Annotated in this window: 21 protein-coding genes; 10 read left to right on the top strand and 11 right to left on the bottom strand. The window is 42.8% G+C overall.

What is annotated here, in order from left to right; all coding sequences use genetic code 11:
- Nucleotides 1-57: 57 nt before the first annotated feature.
- Genes DPF93_RS06035 through DPF93_RS06030 form a run of 3 tightly spaced genes read right to left on the bottom strand, consistent with a single transcriptional unit; the run spans nucleotide 58 to nucleotide 947 of the window.
- Complete coding sequence (locus DPF93_RS06035; protein WP_114765312.1) at nucleotides 58-597, bottom strand: phage regulatory CII family protein; 540 nt, start codon at nucleotides 595-597, stop codon at nucleotides 58-60.
- A gap of 9 nt (nucleotides 598-606) precedes the next feature.
- A complete protein-coding gene (locus DPF93_RS21275) occupies nucleotides 607-750 on the bottom strand; it encodes a hypothetical protein (RefSeq protein ID WP_164675322.1) in 144 nt (47 codons plus the stop codon).
- Entirely contained in the window at nucleotides 747-947 is a 201-nt protein-coding gene (locus DPF93_RS06030) for a hypothetical protein (RefSeq protein ID WP_114765311.1), read from the bottom strand. Before DPF93_RS06030 ends, DPF93_RS21275 begins: the two co-directional genes overlap by 4 nt.
- Before the next feature lie 187 nt (nucleotides 948-1,134).
- Here DPF93_RS06030 and DPF93_RS06025 point away from each other — a divergent pair, with 187 nt between their 5' ends.
- The 7 genes from DPF93_RS06025 (at nucleotide 1,135) to DPF93_RS05995 (ending at nucleotide 8,858) form a co-directional block, all read left to right on the top strand.
- On the top strand, nucleotides 1,135-1,734 hold the full coding sequence (locus DPF93_RS06025; RefSeq protein WP_114765310.1) for a phage repressor protein CI: 600 nt from the start codon (nucleotides 1,135-1,137) through the stop codon (nucleotides 1,732-1,734).
- Between the two features lie 150 nt (nucleotides 1,735-1,884).
- On the top strand, nucleotides 1,885-3,036 hold the full coding sequence (locus DPF93_RS06020; protein WP_114765309.1) for a DNA cytosine methyltransferase: 1,152 nt from the start codon (nucleotides 1,885-1,887) through the stop codon (nucleotides 3,034-3,036).
- 101 nt (nucleotides 3,037-3,137) lie between these two features.
- Nucleotides 3,138-5,096: a DUF262 domain-containing protein gene (locus tag DPF93_RS06015; protein ID WP_114765308.1), complete on the top strand. Its 1,959-nt coding sequence runs from the start codon at nucleotides 3,138-3,140 to the stop codon at nucleotides 5,094-5,096.
- Nucleotides 5,096-6,229, top strand: coding sequence for an AAA family ATPase (locus tag DPF93_RS06010; RefSeq protein ID WP_114765307.1), 1,134 nt, complete (start codon nucleotides 5,096-5,098; stop codon nucleotides 6,227-6,229). The genes DPF93_RS06015 and DPF93_RS06010 overlap by 1 nt, the downstream gene beginning before the upstream one ends.
- Nucleotides 6,226-7,170, top strand: a complete 945-nt coding sequence (locus DPF93_RS06005; RefSeq protein WP_114765306.1) for a hypothetical protein — start codon at nucleotides 6,226-6,228, stop codon at nucleotides 7,168-7,170. Before DPF93_RS06010 ends, DPF93_RS06005 begins: the two co-directional genes overlap by 4 nt.
- 3 nt (nucleotides 7,171-7,173) lie before the next feature.
- On the top strand, nucleotides 7,174-8,208 hold the full coding sequence (locus DPF93_RS06000; protein ID WP_114765305.1) for a phage integrase: 1,035 nt from the start codon (nucleotides 7,174-7,176) through the stop codon (nucleotides 8,206-8,208).
- 2 nt (nucleotides 8,209-8,210) lie between these two features.
- Nucleotides 8,211-8,858, top strand: a complete 648-nt coding sequence (locus DPF93_RS05995; RefSeq protein WP_114765304.1) for a hypothetical protein — start codon at nucleotides 8,211-8,213, stop codon at nucleotides 8,856-8,858.
- 98 nt (nucleotides 8,859-8,956) lie between these two features.
- Here DPF93_RS05995 and DPF93_RS05990 read toward each other — a convergent pair whose 3' ends face one another.
- A complete protein-coding gene (locus DPF93_RS05990) occupies nucleotides 8,957-9,397 on the bottom strand; it encodes a YcgN family cysteine cluster protein (RefSeq protein WP_114765303.1) in 441 nt (146 codons plus the stop codon).
- A gap of 133 nt (nucleotides 9,398-9,530) precedes the next feature.
- On the opposite strand from DPF93_RS05990, the gene DPF93_RS05985 reads away from it, so the two are divergent.
- Both DPF93_RS05985 and DPF93_RS05980 read left to right on the top strand, forming a co-directional pair.
- A complete protein-coding gene (locus DPF93_RS05985) occupies nucleotides 9,531-9,782 on the top strand; it encodes a GlsB/YeaQ/YmgE family stress response membrane protein (protein ID WP_114765302.1) in 252 nt (83 codons plus the stop codon).
- A gap of 126 nt (nucleotides 9,783-9,908) precedes the next feature.
- The gene (locus tag DPF93_RS05980) at nucleotides 9,909-10,208 is read left to right on the top strand and encodes a YkgJ family cysteine cluster protein (protein ID WP_244204686.1); all 300 of its coding nucleotides are present in this window, start codon (nucleotides 9,909-9,911) and stop codon (nucleotides 10,206-10,208) included.
- A gap of 72 nt (nucleotides 10,209-10,280) precedes the next feature.
- Here the strand turns inward: DPF93_RS05980 and DPF93_RS05975 are convergent, their stop codons facing one another.
- The 3 genes from DPF93_RS05975 to DPF93_RS05965 all read right to left on the bottom strand — a co-directional run bounded on the left by DPF93_RS05975 (nucleotide 10,281) and on the right by DPF93_RS05965 (nucleotide 13,494).
- Entirely contained in the window at nucleotides 10,281-11,261 is a 981-nt protein-coding gene (locus DPF93_RS05975; protein WP_114765301.1) for an aldo/keto reductase, read from the bottom strand.
- 14 nt (nucleotides 11,262-11,275) lie between these two features.
- Nucleotides 11,276-12,610, bottom strand: coding sequence for a 6-phospho-alpha-glucosidase (locus tag DPF93_RS05970; RefSeq protein WP_114765300.1), 1,335 nt, complete (start codon nucleotides 12,608-12,610; stop codon nucleotides 11,276-11,278).
- Nucleotides 12,611-12,795: 185 nt separating this feature from the next.
- A complete protein-coding gene (locus DPF93_RS05965) occupies nucleotides 12,796-13,494 on the bottom strand; it encodes a GntR family transcriptional regulator (protein ID WP_114765299.1) in 699 nt (232 codons plus the stop codon).
- A 220-nt stretch (nucleotides 13,495-13,714) separates the two neighbouring features.
- Here DPF93_RS05965 and DPF93_RS05960 point away from each other — a divergent pair, with 220 nt between their 5' ends.
- A complete protein-coding gene (locus DPF93_RS05960) occupies nucleotides 13,715-15,292 on the top strand; it encodes a PTS transporter subunit EIIC (RefSeq protein ID WP_114765298.1) in 1,578 nt (525 codons plus the stop codon).
- Between the two features lie 505 nt (nucleotides 15,293-15,797).
- Here DPF93_RS05960 and DPF93_RS05955 read toward each other — a convergent pair.
- From DPF93_RS05955 to DPF93_RS05940, 4 genes are all read right to left on the bottom strand, one after another.
- Nucleotides 15,798-16,100: a hypothetical protein gene (locus tag DPF93_RS05955; RefSeq protein ID WP_114765297.1), complete on the bottom strand. Its 303-nt coding sequence runs from the start codon at nucleotides 16,098-16,100 to the stop codon at nucleotides 15,798-15,800.
- Nucleotides 16,101-16,308: 208 nt separating this feature from the next.
- A complete protein-coding gene (locus tag DPF93_RS05950; protein ID WP_114765296.1) occupies nucleotides 16,309-16,596 on the bottom strand; it encodes a SemiSWEET transporter in 288 nt (95 codons plus the stop codon).
- Between the two features lie 68 nt (nucleotides 16,597-16,664).
- Nucleotides 16,665-18,002: a 6-phospho-alpha-glucosidase gene (locus DPF93_RS05945; RefSeq protein ID WP_114765295.1), complete on the bottom strand. Its 1,338-nt coding sequence runs from the start codon at nucleotides 18,000-18,002 to the stop codon at nucleotides 16,665-16,667.
- An 85-nt stretch (nucleotides 18,003-18,087) separates the two neighbouring features.
- Nucleotides 18,088-19,713 (bottom strand): alpha-glucoside-specific PTS transporter subunit IIBC, encoded by a 1,626-nt coding sequence (locus DPF93_RS05940; protein ID WP_114765294.1) that lies wholly within the window; start codon nucleotides 19,711-19,713, stop codon nucleotides 18,088-18,090.
- Nucleotides 19,714-19,852 lie beyond the last annotated feature (139 nt).

The following is a 19,852-nucleotide window of genomic DNA, read 5'->3' as shown; positions in this document are numbered from 1 at the left end:
ATCAATTAACGATTTGGATGGTTAAGGATGTCTTCTCCTCTTTTTTGCTCAAGCTGTTTAGGCTAAGCCGGGGATAGGCGCACCATTAGCCAAAAAGTCTGTGCCCATTTGTACAAGTGGCTGTAGGCCTGTGGTGCGGTGGTCAAGGTCATTGATGAGCAAAACCAAGTTGCCTAAAGCCGCTTGTGCTTTGGCGAGAGTTTTGCGCTTAGTCGATCGTGGTAAACGCTCTGCGTTGCACATGGCTAATGCATCGCTAGAAAGCTCACCAGAAAATGCCGAGTGTTTTAAAACTCGCTCTAGTAGGTTCAAGTTATCTTTGGCATTCGGGATTGGAACTGTGAATACCCCATCTTCTGCAAATAACGTATTTACGATTGAGTAATCACCAGAGGCTCGGCTGATAGAAGCAAGCACAACAGGTTTAAGCACGTGCGGTTGGTTTGGGTTGAGCATATTTCGAAGCATTGTGCCGTTCAGTTCTAACTTACGGGCAATGGCTTCAACATCGTGATTGACGACAAAATCACAGCAAGCTGCATCAAAAGCTTGTTGTTTGCGTTCACGTAATACGCACATTGAGTTATTTGCGTCCATAACTAATACTCAAATGAAGAAAAACGGAACGAAAACGAATGACCAGCCAACGATATTGAGCCATAGCGGACATTCGTTAGGGTACTTGTCTTCCCATGACTCACTCGTGCCTTGCGGAGTGAGTTTGGTTTTAGGTGACGTTGCGAAGTTCATACTTGTTGCTCCGCTAACTGTTGGTTGTACTTAACCATGTTCACCAAAATCAAACCTTTAGAGGCGTCTTTAGGAACAATAGGAATGTTGCCAAGGTCTTTTTGGCGATCAAATGAAGAGGAAGACATGCCAGTACGACGCAAAAATTCCTTTTTTGTGCATACGGGCGCATCAATTGCTATTTGCAGTGTTGCCATAAGTGGTATCCTACGCTTTTGAGATTTTATTGATGCCTATTGGTGGAACATGACAGCATCAATTGAATATGAAATTATATTTGATCGAAAACGCAATCAATTCAAGTTTTAAGTTCGATTTAATTGAAAATGAAATCGATGGTGATTGATTTCGGGATCTAGATCTATTTATGACAGGGCTAATGAAATGAGTCGAATTCCAGCTAAGGTTCCTCCATTCGAGTATTCAAGTGGTCGCGAATTTACGGATAGGCTAAAAATAGTGACGGGTTGTGATAGCTATAACCTGCTCGCCGATCACTACGGAATCCCAAAATCGACCATCTTAACTTGGCATCATCACGATCGAATTGCTCATGAGTTAATTGTTCGAGAACACTTAGCATCGGGGGCATCAGTTAGGTACCTCGCTCTTGGTGAAGGTGAACCGTTTTCTGGTAGCAGCAGTCCGAATGAGAATCTAGCGACTTACAAACTTGAAGGTGGCTCATTAGAGAAATCCGGTAGCATGTCTTTAGACTTGGCAACTCTCGAACGCTTTGGCCTAAAGCCATCAAACACTCAAGTCATTGAGGACGACGCAGGAATTTACTACATCAACAAAGACTCGGTGGACCCTATATCAGGTGACTACCTAATTGATGTAGATGGACGTTTGTCTATCAACTACCTGCAACGTTTACCGGGTAAAAAATTGGCGATCGCGTTTGATACTTCAACGATTGAGGTATCGGAACAAGACATTAAGGTGCTTGGGCGCGTGGCGATGGAAATGAAGAAAAAGTAGTGAAGTTGTGATGATGGTGACTTGCTGACTGCATCCGACGTTCAGAAAACATTTTGTCATGTCAAAATACATAAGCTATTATCCGCATCCTTTCGCTAGCATCAACATAGTGATACTGGTTGAATACCACAAAGAACCGAGGAACATAGCTTGTTAAAACCCAGTCAGGCCAATGATAGCGACGATAACTGTGCGCCTATCATTTTTTCATTTTTTGCAGGAAGTGGCTTTTTAGATCTTGGGTTCGAGCGAACCGGTTTTGATGTGAGATTTGTGAATGAATTTCATAAGCCTTTTTATGAGGCTTACAAATATTCACGACAAATAATGAACTACCCAGAACCTCAATATGAACATCATCTTGGTAGCATTGATGAGTTCTTAAGTGGTAAACCCCAAAAACGACTAAAACAATATGTAACTAACGCGAAAAAAGACGGTTTAGTTGGTTTTATTGGTGGTCCACCATGTCCAGATTTTTCTGTTGCGGGTAAAAATAAAGGCCGTGAAGGTGACCACGGAAAGCTGACCGAGTCATACGTCGATACTATAATCACATTCAAACCTGATTTCTTTTTACTAGAAAATGTGAAAGGCCTTTTGAGCAACAAAAAACACTCTCTTTTCTATAACGAGATGAAAGAGAAATTGGAAAGTGCGGGTTATCTTCTAACAGATAGGCTCACTAATTGTATCGAAGTAGGAACTCCTCAAGACCGCGATAGAATCTTGTTGTTTGGGATAAAGCGCTCAAAAGTAAAGCGCAGCCAACGACTTAAGTTGGAACAGAACTTTCAATGGAAAACTTACTTAAGATTTGACAAAGACGTCGTTCTTCAAAAATCGCTGTGGCCGACCACTACACCATATGCGGCTAACAGCTCTTTACTTGCACCCGATTTTTCTGGCGATATGAAAGAACTAACTATCGAGTATTGGTTTAGGAAAAATGACGTTTACAATCACCCAAACGCTAAGCACCACTTCAAGCCAAAGGCCGGTCTGTCGAAAATGCAAACTATTGCAGAAGGAGACGTGAGTGGTAAGTCATTTAAGAGGCTACATAGATGGAGACATTCTGCGACAGCTGCATATGGTAACAATGAGGTTCATTTACACCCTTACCAAGATCGAAGACTAAGTGCGGCAGAAGCTCTTGCGATACAGTCTTTGCCTAAAGAGTTTGCGTTACCACAAGATATGGGCTTGTCCAACATGTTCAAAACTATTGGTAATGGCGTTCCATTTTTGTTGTCTGAAGCGATAGCGAAGACGATAAAGGATTTCTTGAAAACTCTTTGATAAACCTAACAAACTACTTTACATCTCCCATTTCCTTCATATGACACATATTGAGTCACTATGATAATATGGCACCAATAAACTTCTATACTTGGTGCCTTATGAATTTTGAAGATTTGCTTGATGACATAGAACAGCTCATCGGTCTCCCCTTAAAAGCAATCACCGCAACTACTAGCGGTATAACTCTTCTATCCCTAGATAGAGAAACTGGCAAATATATAGTCAAAGCTGACAGCTCAAATAGAGAACAAAAACGAAGCATCAGAGAGCTAGAGGCAATTTTTGAAAGCTTAGATAAAGATGGCTACTGTAACGTAGAGCAAGCTCTTCAAGGTTCATTTACTAGTAGACACCAGCCAGAAACAATTTTTGCTAATCTTCCATACATTCAGTATTTCAAGTACGAACGTCGCAAGCACCTTGTTCTAAGAGAAAGCAACCAGCACGCTTTAGGGGATATTCAAGAGCTTCCACTAAAAGAGCAGAGACAAGTTCGTAGAGCTCTAGCATCCAATAAAAAATTCAGCCAAAGTCTTTTAGCGGCTCAACTTGAGAAAATTCTTACTAACTTAAACAAAGAAATTAACAACCTGCATATTAAGCAGCCTGGATTTCTTGTCGATAGCCAAATTAGAGAGATTATGGCTGAGCTCAGTAGGATAAACGAAACCGTTCAATCAGCAACGATTTCATTAGACAATGAGACGGCAGTTGTTGATGAGACTTCAACCGAATTAGCGAAAGATTCTAGTTTTGATATGTCAGATCTAGTAGACCTATCTTCTGTAACTGGTGTCGATGACGGTAATACAGCTAACTCAGAAGACTCCAGTGACGATGACGATGACGATGACGCTAACTATGAGCTGATTGTGCCAAACATTAGGAGGCAAACACCTAGTCTCTACGCACTTTATCAAAGGCTATTACACGACGAGATAGAAATTCAGCCCGATTATCAAAGACAAGATCGAATTTGGGATGACAAAAAGAAGTCAAAGCTAATTGAATCAATTTTAATGGGCCTACCACTTCCTATATTTTACTTTGGTGAACGTAAAAATGACAACTGGGTAGTTATTGATGGACTGCAACGAATCACAACAGTCCAAGACTTCATGATGGGACGCTTCTCATTGAAGTTAGATAAAGATTCACCTGTCATTGAAGCAAATGGAAAGTTCTTTACCGAATTTGATCGTAAGTTCACTCGTTCAATCACCGAGTTTGAAGTAACGGCATATGTCATTGATATGGAAGAGGAAGATAAAAACCACGGGAGTGTAAACCGCTTTATCATAGAGCTATTCCATCGTATCAACACTTATGGGGTTAAATTAAGCGATCAGGAAATACGTTCAGCAATCAACTTTGGTAGCAGTGTTTTCTATCTCAAGTTTTTAGCTTCTAGTCAGACGTTTATTTCTTCAACAAATGATACCGTGAACCCCAAAAGGCAGAAGGACTTGGAACTATGTTTAAGTGCACTTGCTTTTATTATTTTTGGTTATGAGGAATTTAAAGCGTCTAAATATGATGATTTTCTATCCCAAGCAATGGTTTGGATCAACAACCAAGACTTTGAAAAAGTCGAGCATGATAACGGGCAAGTAGACTACAAGTCTGACTCCCCAATTATCATATCACTTACGTCAAAATTTGAGTCTGGTATTAAATTTAGCCATGAGTTATTTGGAAAAAATGCGTTTAAAAAAGTCCTAAACGCCCAGAAAAAAGACCCTATTAGTAAACCTCTATTTGAAGTACTGGTGACACTATTTGCAAATATTAGCAACGAACAAAAAGATATAATTAAAAAGAATAAATCTGAATTTATCGATTGCCTATATTCAGCAATTAACAATGATTCGAGAGAATACGCCGTATGGCAGAGCCCAGCTTATGTGAATTCTGATAGGGGCCTATACTATGCGCTATCTAGCTCAACAGGTAAGAAAGTAACTATAAACTATCGATTTGAGGCTATTTCAAACATATTAACAAAAACTACTGGTTGTAATATTGATATAAAACCCTTGGCTAGGTTGGAAAAGTAATGATTAATAAAATAGAACTAAATAACTTTAAGTGCTACAAATATCGTGAATTTGAGCTTGGAAACTTGACGGTTTTTTGCGGTAATAACTCAGTTGGTAAAAGTACTGCCATCCAAGCTCTCGCAATCCCATTTCAAAGTAAGTTTAGTGATAAAGTTCTACTAAATGATAGCTTGGTTGAGCTTGGTTCTGTCCGTGATATCTATTCAGCACATGCGGTAACAGGTGACAACAGCCTAAATATCGCTCTATACGTCGATAATAATAAATGCTCATGGGGCTTTAACGATCTAACAGAACAAGCCTCTTTAAAAAATCATCTGCTTAATAAGTGCATGAACTCTGAAGCTTCTGCCTTATCGCACCATTATTTTATAGATAAAGGCTTTCAGTTTCTGCAAGCTGAGCGCTTTGGACCAAGGGCATACCTTGAAAACAGCCATGATCAATCTATTCGTTACTGGTTGGGTGCTAAGGGTGAACATGCTTACGAGATATTGACAGATTTAACGAACAATGGTGAACGTCTTGTATCTGGAGATAAGAGAATTTTGAAGGGTGACGAAGGCCGTTCAGTTCGACGTAACATTATTAACTGGATGGCTGAAATATCCCCAGGGTTTAATTTTGAATCTGATACTGTAAAAAATGCAGAAATCAGTCACGCTCAGTTTCAAGCTTACGGCTCAGATAAAACGAACCCTGTAAATATGGGATTCGGGTTGAGCTATTCATTAGGCATCGTTTGTGCATTGTTGCTTACTAAACCAGGTGGACTTGTTGTTATTGAAAATCCCGAAGCACATTTGCATCCTAGAGGACAAAGCTACATAGGTCGCTTAATTGCTCGAGCAGCTCTAGCGGGAGTACAAGTTATTATTGAGACGCACAGCGACCACCTTCTAAATGGAATCAGGGTTGGCGCTCGTTTAGATGAAGATTATGAAGGCGAGGGCTTTAAAGTATTCTATGTTTCTGGCGTTCCTAACTCCGAAAGCACTGTTGATGAAATAACAATTGGTACTAACGGTGAACTATCTTCTTGGCCCGAAGGATTTTTTGATCAACAAGCATACGATCTTAAGACATTAATGAAGGGGGAAGAAGTTACTGATTTGGGGAGACGTCGATGACTGATGTGGCCAAAGTCTACCTCACTCTACACAGTGTAAATAGCCTCTCTACAGCTAACACATATGATGAAGTAGAAGACATAGCTAAGGCGCTAAAAAACTCATTAGAAACTTACAAACGTTCAAACAATGTTCGTATCAATTGCCCAAACGATTTCTTTGAATATGGAACTGTTGGGACGTCATTAAACGATAAGCTACTGGATATTTCTAGCGACAATTGGGATCTTTACCTATTAGCATTCAATGAAATGAATAAAGTGGTGCTTCCCTACGTAACTAACAATAATACTGAAGGTGCTATAGCTCTAATCAATCACCAAACAGTGACTCTACCTAGGCACTATTCATTTGTACTTTGTAGTACATATAACTGGCCAGCAGTTTCACCAGACTTACATACAAACTCATGGAGCGACACTCTGACGCTTAACTCAAAGTTTATTGCAAATAATCACGCCAACGTTAAAGAATTCGTATCGTGGTCCAAATTAAACTATGAGTATCTGGATTTCCACCCTAACCTTGAGAGTACACTGCGCACTATTCAAGTCGGGACATATCAAGATTACAAATTGCTATTATCACACGGGTTGAACACACTAAATCAGTCCTACCACCTAATATCAACCGACGCTAACCAGAACCAAGCCGATTTAAATGTAATATCACACTTAACAGACCAATTAGGGCAACAACTAAATTGTTCTCGGCAGGGAAGTAATAAAGTCCCAACAGAATTTAAAAAACCAAATTTAGTTCTACCTGCAGGAAATGAAACCATTAACTGTGAGTACCACCTAAAAATTGATACTAGAGATAATGGGCAACCTATACCTTATGGACGAGGGAATCCTGTTCGCATCTATTTTGGCCTTAAGTCCTATGCAGAATATGAACGAAAACAGTTCAAGCTCGCTCATATGGGAAAACACCTATAATTAATGTCTATCCGAAACCTAAAAGATGGTCATAAAAAACCTTGGCTCTGTGAGTGTTACCCGCAGGGCCGAGCCGGTAAGCGTATTCGTAAACGCTTCGCTACCAAAGGCGAAGCACTTGCATTCGAAAAGTTCACCATGGCCGAGGTTGATGATAAACCTTGGCTTGGTGATAAGGTCGAGCGTAGAAGTTTGGTGGATATGATCGACCTTTGGCAAGAACGCCACGGCCAATCACTCGCCCACTCTAAGTACACCTATAACAAACTAAAGGTTATGGGTATCGCAATGGGCGACCCGCTCTATCATAAACTCACGCCAGCAATATTCACTGATTACCGAACACGGCGCCTTGCTGGGGAAGTCGCAGACCTAAACGGCCGAAAAGTAGCGGTAACCTTTCGCACCTGTAATAACGAGCAAGACTTGCTTAATGCAGTGATTGTCGAGCTGCAACGAATGGGCGAATGGAAAGGTGAGAATCCGCTGCAGTCTGTTCGCCAATTTAAGCTGCATGAAACGGAAATGGAGTTTTTAACCATTGAGGAAATGCAGGACTTGATAGCCAAAGCAGAAGCGCACGAGTTCCACGATGACATACACAAGATCATCAAGCTTTGTTTAGCGACTGGTGCACGTTTCCGTGAAGCTTCTCGACTCACTGGCGCACAGCTGACTAAGTACAAAGTTACCTTTACCCAAACGAAAGGTAAGAAGAACCGTTCAGTACCGATCAGCCCAGAACTCTATGATGTGATTTACAAGGAAGGTTCAGGCCCGTTATTTAACATCGGCTATTCGACGGTTTACCGATTTATAGTGAAACACGTACCACGTTTAAAGCAGCAGGCTGCCCACGTTCTACGCCATACCTTCGCGTCTTACTACATGATGAACGGTGGCAATATAATTGCGTTGCAAAGAATCCTTGGCCACAGCGATATAAAACAAACTATGCGTTACGCTCACCTAGCTCCTGATCACTTAGAAGATGTGGTTAGTAAGAATCCATTGGCTCATTTAGATAACCAACGATAGATATGAAGCATTTAAAAATCCCGTTTTACATACTTTCAATTTTTTCTATTTCATTCTTCATCGCTGCAATGCTTGTTGGCTATGTACTCAAAGACACTGGTCTTATATTTGAAGCATTTGATAAAGACGTTCGTATTTTGTCGGTGTTCCAGATGTTAGGCTCATCTGCAACTCCATTGCTGGCTTTAGTTACTTATCTTTTGCTGAAGAGACAGCTCCAATTTGAGCTCGAAACTGAAACAAGAAATACCTACAGGCAACAAGTAGACTCCATACTCAATTTACTAAAAACTTCCCTAAACGAAACTGTAGGCAGAGACGGCTCTGGTGCGCGTAAAATTGATAACATCGTCCCATTCATCGGCGACCAAAATTCGGTCTTTCAAATAGCATATAAAAGTGTATTTGAATCACCTTCTTCTGAAACAACCGAATTAGATGCCCGCTTAAGGGAAATGGAATTATCATATGTGAGGTTTAGAACAGAGATTGTTCTTTGGAGCCAAATTGAACATATCATGTCGCAACCGAAGCCGACTCGTTTAACACAAGAACTCACCATGATGTGTGAAACTAGGTTGTCACAACAAGTGTGTAAGTGTCTAAAGCAAATGAGCGAAGCCGAAAGGCTATTGAACAGCCAACCCTAAGTGGCGACAAAGTGGCGGCAAATTTTCGTAATACTGGTAAATATTGGTGATTATTGACTAAGGGGCGACAAGCAACCCCTTGATATACCTTACTACACCTAGTCTCGGTTGGGATGATTCAAAATGTGATCTTCCCAATTCACCACTTCAATTTCGTACACCACTTTATTGCGTACACTTTCGCCTGCTTTGTGCATCGCAGATTTAGAGCCAGTGATCAATGGGTGCCACTCAGGCAGTTTCTCACCATTTGCTAACAAGCGGTAAGCGCAGGTGTGCGGCAGCCATTGGAAGTCTTCAATATCTTCACGCGTTAACTTGGTGCAATCTTCATCTGATGTGAAGCGGTTCTCGTAATCCTTACACGCACAAGTCTTGGTGTTTAACCAGCTACACGCCACATTGGTGTAGTAGATTTCGTCAGTGTCTTCGTCCATGAGTTTATGTAGGCAGCACTTACCACAACCATCACAGAGCGCTTCCCACTCTTGATCGTTCATCTGCTCTAAGGTTTTAGTTTGCCAAAATTGTTCGCTCATAGACTCATACTTCGATTCCAAACAGGGTGCGATTTATACCCCTCCAAGGCGATAAGTTCAAGTCTAGCGCAACAATAAGCCATCTGTTCTATTCTTAATAGCGTCATCAAGACATATTGATAAAGGAGTCAACATGGGCATTCTTTCATGGATTATTCTTGGCTTGATTGCTGGCGCTCTGGCGAAATGGTTAATGCCAGGCGATGATGGCGGCGGTTGGATTGCTACTATGGTACTCGGTATTGCCGGTGCATTTGTTGGGGGATTTCTCGGTGGATTCCTCGGCTTTGGCGGTGCTGATGGCGTCAATATTGGAAGCATAGTCACCGCAACTCTTGGCGCATTTGTCCTACTGTTTATTTACAACCGTTTTATACGCGGATAAATGGTCACCAAGCGAACTCGAAGCCCCGCTTAGGGGCTTTGTCTTTTTTCAGACTAGTAACGTGCGCAACATTGCTCTAGAATCGCCCCTCTTTGTTATCCCGCTTGCTATGTTTGAGGTGCAGCCATGACTATTTCTTCTATCGACGTTTCTGATTGGTCACCTTGTATCTCGGCAAAACTCAACCGTGGCTGTGGCGCCTGCTGCATTGCCCCCTCGATTAGTTCGCCAATTCCGGGGATGCCAAACGGCAAACCTGCAGGAGTGCGCTGCATTCAGCTCAATGAGCACAACCTATGTAAGATTTTTGGTCAGCCTGAGCGCCCTAAAGTGTGCTCAGCATTTGACAGTGATGATGCTATCTGTGCGGGCGGCCCTGATAATGCGCTGGCGATCTTGCTCGATCTCGAAGGCGCAACCAACTAACTTGCAGGGATAAAAAAATCTCGCCGGGGGGGCGAGATTTTGTTTCGAATAATAGTAACGAAATACCTAACCTTATTTAAGGTTCCACTTCGCAACGATTTCTTCAGCACGCTTCAGGAGTTCGATGCTTGAAGTTGATTGGACAAATGCCGCATTGTCACGCACTTGCTCTTGAGTATACGCACCAGCGATAACCGGACCGACTTCCTCTTGTGCAACCAACCAATGAATCGCCAGATGTGCCAGTGGAATATTGGCTTCTTTTGCTAGCACTTTTAACTCTTCAACACAGTTGAAGTAGGGTTCAAAAGCCTCACCGTTTAGTTTCGGGTTATTGCGACGGTCGTCGTTTTCATCCCAGTTGCCGCTGCGCTTTAACGTACCCGTTAGCAAACCTTGCATCAGTGGCGAGTACGGCAGGTACTTCATATCATGCTCTTTACAGAACGGCAGAGCTTCTTCACGCGCACGGTATTGCAGTGGGATATTGTGGTAGTGCTCAGGGTTTTGCTCAAGCAAGTTATATAGACCTTGGAATGTGGCAACCTCAACACCAGCCATCATTTCGCGCGTCATATCAAGCGAGTAGTTCGACACACCCACGTGGCGGATCTTACCTTGCTTTTTAAGCTCAGCCAGTGCTTCTGCAGTTTCGCTGATTGGCGTATTTGGATCTGGCCAATGCACTTGGTATAGGTCGATATAATCGGTTTGTAGACGTGTCAGTGAGTCGTCGATCTCTTTAAAGATGCTCTCTTTCGTCAGATCTTTACGTGTCTTCTTACGCTCATCTTGCGACCATGGCAGACCACATTTCGTCGCGATAATGATTGATTCACGCTTTTCATCTTTTAGCGCTTTTCCTAGCACAGTTTCCGCGTGACCTTTGCCGTAAACCGGCGCTACGTCAAAAAAGTTGATGCCTGTTTCAATCGCAGTTTTAATCGCACGGATTGATTCATCGTCAGTCACATTGTTCCAAGTACCGCCGATCGCCCAACAGCCAAAACCGACTGCCGATGCATTCATGTCTTTAATTTGTTTGAATTTCATAATGCTAAATTCCGTTATTTAAGCTCTGGCCAGTAGCCTTTGTTCGCTTCGATCATTTCATCAAGGATCAACTTCGCTACGCGTGCTGAAGGAATAGTTTTGTTCAGCGCAAATGCTTGTAGCGCTTTTTCGTATGAACCTTCAAGAGCTGCGTCTACTAGACATTTTTCTGACATCAATTGTTGCTGAAGCATACCTTGATAGAAGTGCGGCACTTCACCTACTTGGATTGGGAATACTTTGTCACGACCTAGCAATGCAGGCACTTCCACCATCGCATCATCAGGCAGTCCTTTGATTAAACCGTTGTTAGGAATGATCACTAACCACTTCTGACGTAGATCGTAAGCCATAGACATCGCCACGTCAGCAATAAATTCACCATGCACGCCCACGTGGAACTTGCCTTCAACGTTACCATCAGATGCTTTGATTTGTTCAATCGCTTCAAACATCTTCTTCTCACGACCTTCCATTACTTCGTTGGCACGAGTGCGCTCAGGATTCGACTGCTCAACAATCTCATCTGCCATTAGGTAGTATTGTAGGTAAGTGTTTGGCAAGTACTCTGGGAACATTTGCACTAACGGCTTGGTGTTCTTAAATGTCTTGATCCAAGATGGCTCAGAGTGACAGGCGTTTTCAACTTCTTGCTCTGTTAGCATACCGAACTTTTGAATATGCTCGCGCAGCACTGGTAATTTTTCTTCACCATCCACTTTAATAGATGTAAACCAACCGTAGTGGTTTAGACCGAAGTACTCCACATCAAGCTCGTAACGGTTTACACCTAGAATGTTAGATAGGTTACGCTCGATAGCCACTGGCATATCACAGATATTGAGTACACGTGAATTTGGACGTAGACGGTTAACCGCATCAGCAACGATTGCCGCTGGGTTCGAGTAGTTCAGCATCCAACACGTTGGCTTAGCAAAACGCTCCATATGATCAATCAACTCGATCATCGGGAAAATAGTACGCATACCGTAAGCTAGACCACCAGCACCGCAAGTCTCTTGACCAACACAGCCATGACGTAGAGGGATCTTCTCATCTTGCTCGCGCATCTTGTACTGACCTACGCGAATTTGCGCAAAGACGAAATCTGCATGAGAGAAAGCCACTTCAGGCTCGGTCGTTACGGTTAGATTAACGTGTGGAGCATGAGTCTTCACCACGTAATCAACTAGAACAGCCACGTTGTCTTGACGCTCTGCATCAATATCGTAAAGACGAATTTCAGCGATTGGGAAGTCATCACCTTTCATCAGTAACGCTTTAACAATCCCCGCCGTGTAAGTAGAGCCGCCGCCAGCAATAGCAATAATTTGTGGTTGTTTGTTCATAACCATCCTCGAGCAAATATCAGTAATTCATCATTCTTAAAGGTTATACTTTGTATGACCTATTTATTAATTGGTTCTATCGTATTACTTAGATAAAACATGACAAATAATTAAGGTGGATAATGTGATCTCAGCGTATTTATTTCGATTATTGGTTATGAATACAATCAATTTAAAATACCAATTTAACGTGGTAAGTAGATGGCAAGTTTGTGTGCGTCAGGATGGAACCACGCCTCGGTATAATCGAAACGGCGCCCATCTTTTAGATTGGAAACCGAGCGAAGGTTCATAACTGGACTACTCTTTTCCATATCCAATAGCTTCATCAAATCTTCATCAGGTTCGACCGCCGTAAACTCTTGGCGGCTGCCTTCGATCAGCATGCCTTTATCACGCTCGACATAATCAAATTTCGACTTCTCGAGAGTCGAAATATTTAAGTCGGGAAACAGTGCAACAGGCATGTAGCTATCTTCAACAATCCTAGGTAAATCATCGATATACTTAACTCTTCTGATGTAGTAAAGCGGTTCATGCTCTTCCATATCTAGCATTTTATGGATCGCTGGATTGTCACTAATCATACTGAATTGGAACACTTTATAGCGCACTGCTTTATTGCAACTGCCCAAGATTTCGCTGGTGCCTGCCAATCCTCGTAGTTCATGCGAATACTGTTTTCCGAGCACATAAGTTCCTGAGCCTCTGCGCTTTTCAACCAAATTCAACTTAACTAATTCATCAACAGCCTTGCGAATGGTAATGCGGCTAACGTCATACTCCTCAATAAGCTGCCTTTCTGTCGGCAGTGCGGTGCCTACTTCATATACCCCGCTATTTATCTTTTGTTTTAGATCATCCAAAACCTTTTTGTATAACATTTTATTGATAACTCCAATTTAAAGGTTATATTAAACATAAGATAACATGACATATTAAATTATAGATAGGTCATATATCACAAATATTAACCCTCCAAGTTGTCATGACATTTTTTATTAATAAAGTACCTAGCAACCTACTAATAAATGACTCAATCGCCGCTAACGGCTGATTGAATGTTATCTAGAAAAATTACTAATAATTAATCGAGACAAAAACATGAACAAGGAAGCAATCACCACTTACCTCAGTGATTTATCACGGGCAATGTTGGCTCCTATTTACGTACTGCCGCTAGTCGGCTTTGTTATCGCGATTGGCGCTGCTGTGACTAACCCGGGAATCGTAGAGCTACTGCCATTTTTAGATGCACCTTTTTTCAAAGGCATGGGTGAAGTTCTGGTTTGGTCAACTCTGAGCGTTTTGATCAACCTGCATATCATCTTTGCTGTGGGTATTTCTGTTGGTCTGGCGAAGAAAGATAAACATTTGGCTGGCTTTAACGCCATGATCCTCTACTTCGTTTACCTCTACACCATGAACACCTATATGAAGGTCAATGGTCTGCTTATTGACGGCGACTTAGGTGGCACGGGGCAAGCCAATATTATGGGGTTGCAGGTGGTCGATACCGGCATCTTCGTGGGTATGCTAATTGGTATTATCAATGCGTATTTCCACAACAAATACAGCCAAAAGGTATTGAGCGGTGCACTGTCACTTTATGGTGAATCTCGCTTGGTGTTGATCATCATGCTGCCAATTACTATTGGCCTTGGTTTGCTGTTCACCCATATCTGGCCTCCAGTACAACAAGTAATTTTCCAGTTTGGCGAGAATATTCGCGGCGCGGGATCAATGGGTGTTGGGGTCTACGGCTTCCTTGAGCGCATCTTGATCCCAACAGGTCTGCATCACCTACTTTGGGTGCCAATGCACTTCACCGACCTAGGCGGATGCCAAGTGATTGCTGAACAAACCTACTGTGGTGTAGAGAATATTTTCCTTGCTGAAATTGGTGATCCAGAGACTGCTCGTCTGTCTAGCTCAATCATTTTTGACTCACGCAGCCTAGTGAAGATCTTTGGTCTAACCGGTGCTGGTCTTGCCATGTACCACTGTGCAGATGCTGACAAACGTGAAAAAGTTAAAGCGATTGTCTTCCCTGCTATCGCATCCTCTATCTTAGTGGGTGTAACTGAACCAATTGAATTCTCATTCCTGTTTGTTGCACCAATTCTATTTGTTGTGCATGCGATTCTAACGGGTCTGTTTATGTCTCTACTAGCAGTCTTCGATATCGTTGCAGTTGGTAAAGGCGGCTTAATTGACTTTATCGTTTACAACGTGCCACTTGGTACAGAAAAAACTGATTGGCCATACTACATCCTAATGGGTCTAGTTCAGTTAGCGGTTTACTACGTCGTGTTCCGCGCACTTATCACCAAGCTAAACCTAAAAACACTAGGTCGTGGCGAAGCAGAAATGAAACTGCACAGCAAAGCGGATTACAAAGCCAAACAACAAGGTCAAGCGATTGATGCGGCAGCAGGTCAATACAACTCAGCGGCGATCATCAAAGGTCTAGGTGGTAAAGAGAATATTGTCGATGTGCAAAACTGCTATACCCGCCTTCGCGTTGAAGTGCGCGATCCAGAGCTGGTCAATGAAGCGATCATTCGTGAGTCCAACCCAATGGGAGTGGTACTCAAAGGCACAAATATTCAAATCATCTTCGGCAGCCATGTGGCGTCAGTAAGACAAGAAGTGAATGAACACTTACAAGTGATGGCTTAATGATTCGCACTTAAAAAGCTTAGAACGCTGCGCTCCAAGATACGGGAGTCGAGAATACGAGAGTCGAGAGGAACTTCTTCTCGGCTCTTTTCTTTGTCTACGATGTTGGATCTTTCTTTGTGTCCAGTATCTCGAATCTCATTTCTTTCTACTTCTCAGTTCTCATTTCTTTCCCCCTCTCTGCTCTCACTTCTCACTTCGCCAGCAATAAACAAACACCCAGCTAAAGAACAGCATAAACACTAAGTCATTATACCCAAGTAACCTCGAGATGCTAGATTCAGCGAGAATGACTTGGTTTGTAGACGCGGCGGCGATTTAAAGGTCTAGTGGATCTAAATCAAGAATCGACAACAAAGTATACAAGCCAAGGCAACTCGCCCTTTGGGAGCGTGTCATTGACCCGATTGCTGCGTCAAACAACTTGGAAAGAGCTGGCTATTACGCTGCGTTGTTTTCCTTGAAATCGAATCAATGACAACGCTCTGAATCCTGCATCTTGAAGTCACTTGGGTATAAGACCATAGATTGAGTAGAACAACCCAGCGAAAAGGTCGAGTTGGTATACATCACTAAGATTGTTATGCGAAATCCATAACAGCCAAGTAACCACATAAGCCAGCTTTTCCAAGGCAAACGCTGCCGCTAGCCAGGTAAGCTTAGATGTAATCGTTGCCGCGCCGAGATACGCTAGCCCCCAGATCATGATCATCAGCAAACCAAAGTTCGACATCACTACCGGATCAAATTGGTTAATCACTTGATTGGTTAAGCCTCGCGAGAAGAGCAGTACCCCACCAATATTCATCGCCGCTGCAGCAATAAACCCCCAGCTTTATCGCTTTATTATTCATAGCGGAGTTCCTCTTGACCATTTCTTCTCTATACAACTCTAGCCGAATACCGACGTTTACTCCCCTCGGCTCACAAAGGCGGAGAGTTAAATTGGCACTAAGACGCAAAAACAAAAAAAGCCAGATGACGAGCATCTGGCTTAAAGGGGGGCTGAGTGGTGACTAAGCACTCAGAGGGGCGCGTTTCTTATTACGCACTACATCGCGTATTTTGAGTAACAGTATGATGCTTGCAAGCATCAAGGTGATTGCATTGGCAATGATGATTGGCCAATCTTGCATAGCGATGCCATAAACAAGCCAAAGAAAGACACCAAAGACAAAGCAGCTATACATCGCCAGTGATATCGACTTGGTATCACCAGTTTTTAGAATATGCATCACTTGAGGGACAAAAGAGCAAGTGGTGCAAAACGCAGCTACGTAGCCAAGAATAGTGACATCTATCATCTATTTATACCTACTGAAATACCTACAAAAAATGCCCCGCTTACGCAGGGCATAGATAACGATCTGGCTTACTTCATTTCAACCCAGAAATCTTTGTTAGCTTCTAGTAGGTCTTCAAGAATCGCTTTCGCCACTGTTGCACTTGGGATAGTTGCAGACAGAGTAAGCGCTTGCCATAGTCGTTGTTTAGACTGCTCTACGTGCGCTTGAACAACCAGTTTTTCTACCGATACTTGTTGGCTCATCATACCTTTTTGGAATTCAGGAATTTCACCAATTTGTAGTGGTTTAGCACCCGTGTTATCAACGATACATGGGATTTCAACCATTGCTGTTGGGTCAAAGTTGCTGATAGCGCCGTTGTTAGGAACAATCAGTAGCATGCGCTCTTTAGTGTTAAATGCAATCGCTGTTGCAAGGTCAACAATGTAAGACGCGTGCTCTTCCACTTCAATCGTGGTATCAACAGCTGTACCCGCTGCGATAATACGATGACACTCTGTGAATACTTCTTTCTCACGACCTTCCATTACTTCGTTAGCACGAGTGAACTCTTTGTTTGAGTGCTCTACTACGTAGTCTGGGTACATGTAGTATTTTAGGTACGTATTTGGAATCGTTTCTGGATCAAGTGCGTAAACGTCACGAACTTTAATAAAGGTCTCTTTCCAAGACTCATCTGTGTGTTGTGAGCCATTCATTGCGCTTGGTGGCAAGTAACCGTACTCTTGGATGTACTCTTTGATGCGTGGCATCAGATCTTCACCCGTTTGCGCATCTTTAAACTCTTTCCACCAGCCAAAGTGGTTTAGACCGTAGTACATGATGTCGAACTGCTTACGATCTTGGTAGCCAAGAATTTCTGCAATACGAGTTTCGATACCAATTGGCATGTCACAGATGTTGAGTACTTTTGAGTCAGGACGAAGTACGCGACACGCTTCTGCAACGATTGCTGCTGGGTTTGAGTAGTTCAGCATCCAAGCGTTTGGTGAGTATTTTTCCATGTAATCGATCATTTCGATTACTGCTGGGATCGAACGTAAACCATAAGCCATACCGCCAGCACCACAAGTTTCTTGACCGACACAGCCGTGGCGTAGAGGGATCTTCTCATCTTGTTCGCGCATTGCGTAAAGACCTGCACGGATGTGTGCCATACAGAAGTCGATGTCTGTGAACGCTTCTTGAGGATCAGTGGTGTAAGAGAACTCAATGTGTGGAGCACGTTCTTTAAGTAGGATCTTACACGCTTCTGCCACTGTTTCCTGACGCGATGCAAAGTTATCGTAGAATTTCAGCTTACGGATCGGAAAACGCTCTTGGTTTTCAAGTAGCATCATCACGATGCCTGGAGTGAATGTTGAACCGCCACCTGCAATAACTACTGAGAATTCTTTTTTCATGATATGCCTCTCTTGGGTTGGGCGGCGCTGTCACCGCCCATTTGATATTTGTTTAAATTAATTGTTTAGATTTTTATTTTTGGTTTTAACTAGCCGGACTTGGTGTTAGCTCATCCACTTTTTGTTCTGCTTTGTAAACACTGACTATCTTTTCGCACTCTTCACGAAGCTGAGGAACGCTAAGACCAATGATGACTTGTACTGCATTGCCGTTTTTAACCAAGTTCACCGCACCAGTGCTCATAAAGTATTCTGGAGATTCCACTTTTGCAGGGTCTTTCACTGTCACACGCAGACGCGTTGCACAGTTACTTAGGTCAGCAATGTTCTCTACACCACCCAAGCCTTGCATAGTTTCAACAGCTTGAATTTGTAGTGGGCTTGCGCCTTGTGCATCTTTACCCGTAATACCGTGTTTCTTATTGAAATCATCTTTAGTGTGTAGTTTCAGTTCAGCTTCACCACGACCTGCGATTGGCACATCGAACTTCACGATGAGGAACTTGAACACGAAGTAGTAAATCACGGTGAAACATAGACCAATCGCGATTTGCGTCACCACCATACTGGTGTGGTTACCTAGTAGTGGAATCCAGTTACCAGTGGCAAATTCGATCAGACCGCCACCCATGTTGCCTACTACGCCGAAGCTGTACATCACCATTGCCATTGTGCCTGCAAGGATTGCGTGAACCGCAAATAGCCATGGCGCAATAAATAGGAAGGTAAACTCTAGTGGCTCAGTGATACCAACAAGCACTGCGGTTAGTGTTGCTGGGATTAATAGCGCAGCCACTTTCTTACGGTTTTCTGGTTTTGCCGTGTGGTACATCGCAAGCGCAATACCCGTACAACCAAAAATCTTCGAGTTACCGTGCAGAGCAAAGCCACCTGCAGGGAATAGATCCACCATCGCTTGGCTAGACTGAGTGAACATTTCTAGATTCGTGAACCAGTCAACCGCAATGCCGTTTGGAGTCGCAATGTTGCCGTAGACAAACGGAGCGTAAACGAAGTGATGCAGACCTGTTGGGATCAAGATTCGCTCTAGGAATGTATATAGCCACACACCAAATGAACCTGACTCAACCATGAAAGTTTGTAGACCTAAAATACCGTGTTGAATTGTTGGCCAGACGTAAAGGGTTAACCAAGCTGCTGGCAGCATGGCAAAGAATGAGATCATCGCTACAAAAGAAGCACCTTGGAAAATGCCTAAGTAAGAAGGTAGCTGTTTTTCGAACGTACGGTTATGAATCCAAGTCACAAGACCTGAGATGATAATGGCACCAAAAATACCGGTATCGATAGTTTTAATACCTGCAATTTCAGTTAGACCTGACGTACCGCCAATTGGTTGTGAGAAGTCCACACCAAAGAACTCACCCCAGAAGCCACCCATGGCACCTACAAAGTAGTTAAAGGTTAAGTATGAAACCATCACGACCATAACTGCACGAGCATGAGCGGTTTTTGCTAAACCAATTGGCAAGCCAACTGCGAATAAAAGCGCCATATTACGGAAGATGGTCCAGCCACCCTCTTCAATGACTTGTAACACTTGATAATACAGACCGTTTTTATCAGCTAGATCACCAACAAAAACCGGGTTTTTAAGAACAATGGTTAATCCGACAAGTATCCCAACAAATGGGAACAGCAAAACCGGGGTAAACATTGCTCCGCCTAATCGTTGTATCGCACTCAACATGGGCAGGGTCCTTAATTTGTTATATATCTTTTTCAGAGTGTTCCGTCTTTCGACAAGATTTAAATTACTCCTGCCAAACCAATATGACAAATATAAGATATGTTAAACGTGATCAATAACAAATAAGAGATGTATTTTG

Source organism: Vibrio rhodolitus (assembly GCF_003350325.1).
Classification (GTDB): domain Bacteria; phylum Pseudomonadota; class Gammaproteobacteria; order Enterobacterales; family Vibrionaceae; genus Vibrio; species Vibrio rhodolitus.
The sequence above is the reverse complement of the archived record's forward strand: the minus strand, read 5'-3'. Positions and strand labels throughout refer to the sequence as shown.

Excerpts from the sequence above, each read along its gene's own strand:
- DPF93_RS06035 (WP_114765312.1), bottom strand. The coding sequence starts at position 597 with ATGGACGCAAATAACTCAATGTGCGTATTACGTGAACGCAAACAACAA.
- DPF93_RS21275 (WP_164675322.1), bottom strand. The coding sequence starts at position 750 with ATGAACTTCGCAACGTCACCTAAAACCAAACTCACTCCGCAAGGCACG.
- DPF93_RS06030 (WP_114765311.1), bottom strand. The coding sequence starts at position 947 with ATGGCAACACTGCAAATAGCAATTGATGCGCCCGTATGCACAAAAAAG.
- DPF93_RS06025 (WP_114765310.1), top strand. The coding sequence starts at position 1,135 with ATGAGTCGAATTCCAGCTAAGGTTCCTCCATTCGAGTATTCAAGTGGT.
- DPF93_RS06015 (WP_114765308.1), top strand. The coding sequence starts at position 3,138 with ATGAATTTTGAAGATTTGCTTGATGACATAGAACAGCTCATCGGTCTC.
- DPF93_RS06010 (WP_114765307.1), top strand. The coding sequence starts at position 5,096 with ATGATTAATAAAATAGAACTAAATAACTTTAAGTGCTACAAATATCGT.
- DPF93_RS06005 (WP_114765306.1), top strand. The coding sequence starts at position 6,226 with ATGACTGATGTGGCCAAAGTCTACCTCACTCTACACAGTGTAAATAGC.
- DPF93_RS06000 (WP_114765305.1), top strand. The coding sequence starts at position 7,174 with ATGTCTATCCGAAACCTAAAAGATGGTCATAAAAAACCTTGGCTCTGT.
- DPF93_RS05995 (WP_114765304.1), top strand. The coding sequence starts at position 8,211 with ATGAAGCATTTAAAAATCCCGTTTTACATACTTTCAATTTTTTCTATT.
- DPF93_RS05990 (WP_114765303.1), bottom strand. The coding sequence starts at position 9,397 with ATGAGCGAACAATTTTGGCAAACTAAAACCTTAGAGCAGATGAACGAT.
- DPF93_RS05985 (WP_114765302.1), top strand. The coding sequence starts at position 9,531 with ATGGGCATTCTTTCATGGATTATTCTTGGCTTGATTGCTGGCGCTCTG.
- DPF93_RS05980 (WP_244204686.1), top strand. The coding sequence starts at position 9,909 with ATGACTATTTCTTCTATCGACGTTTCTGATTGGTCACCTTGTATCTCG.
- DPF93_RS05975 (WP_114765301.1), bottom strand. The coding sequence starts at position 11,261 with ATGAAATTCAAACAAATTAAAGACATGAATGCATCGGCAGTCGGTTTT.
- DPF93_RS05970 (WP_114765300.1), bottom strand. The coding sequence starts at position 12,610 with ATGAACAAACAACCACAAATTATTGCTATTGCTGGCGGCGGCTCTACT.
- DPF93_RS05965 (WP_114765299.1), bottom strand. The coding sequence starts at position 13,494 with ATGTTATACAAAAAGGTTTTGGATGATCTAAAACAAAAGATAAATAGC.
- DPF93_RS05960 (WP_114765298.1), top strand. The coding sequence starts at position 13,715 with ATGAACAAGGAAGCAATCACCACTTACCTCAGTGATTTATCACGGGCA.
- DPF93_RS05955 (WP_114765297.1), bottom strand. The coding sequence starts at position 16,100 with ATGAATATTGGTGGGGTACTGCTCTTCTCGCGAGGCTTAACCAATCAA.
- DPF93_RS05950 (WP_114765296.1), bottom strand. The coding sequence starts at position 16,596 with ATGATAGATGTCACTATTCTTGGCTACGTAGCTGCGTTTTGCACCACT.
- DPF93_RS05945 (WP_114765295.1), bottom strand. The coding sequence starts at position 18,002 with ATGAAAAAAGAATTCTCAGTAGTTATTGCAGGTGGCGGTTCAACATTC.
- DPF93_RS05940 (WP_114765294.1), bottom strand. The coding sequence starts at position 19,713 with ATGTTGAGTGCGATACAACGATTAGGCGGAGCAATGTTTACCCCGGTT.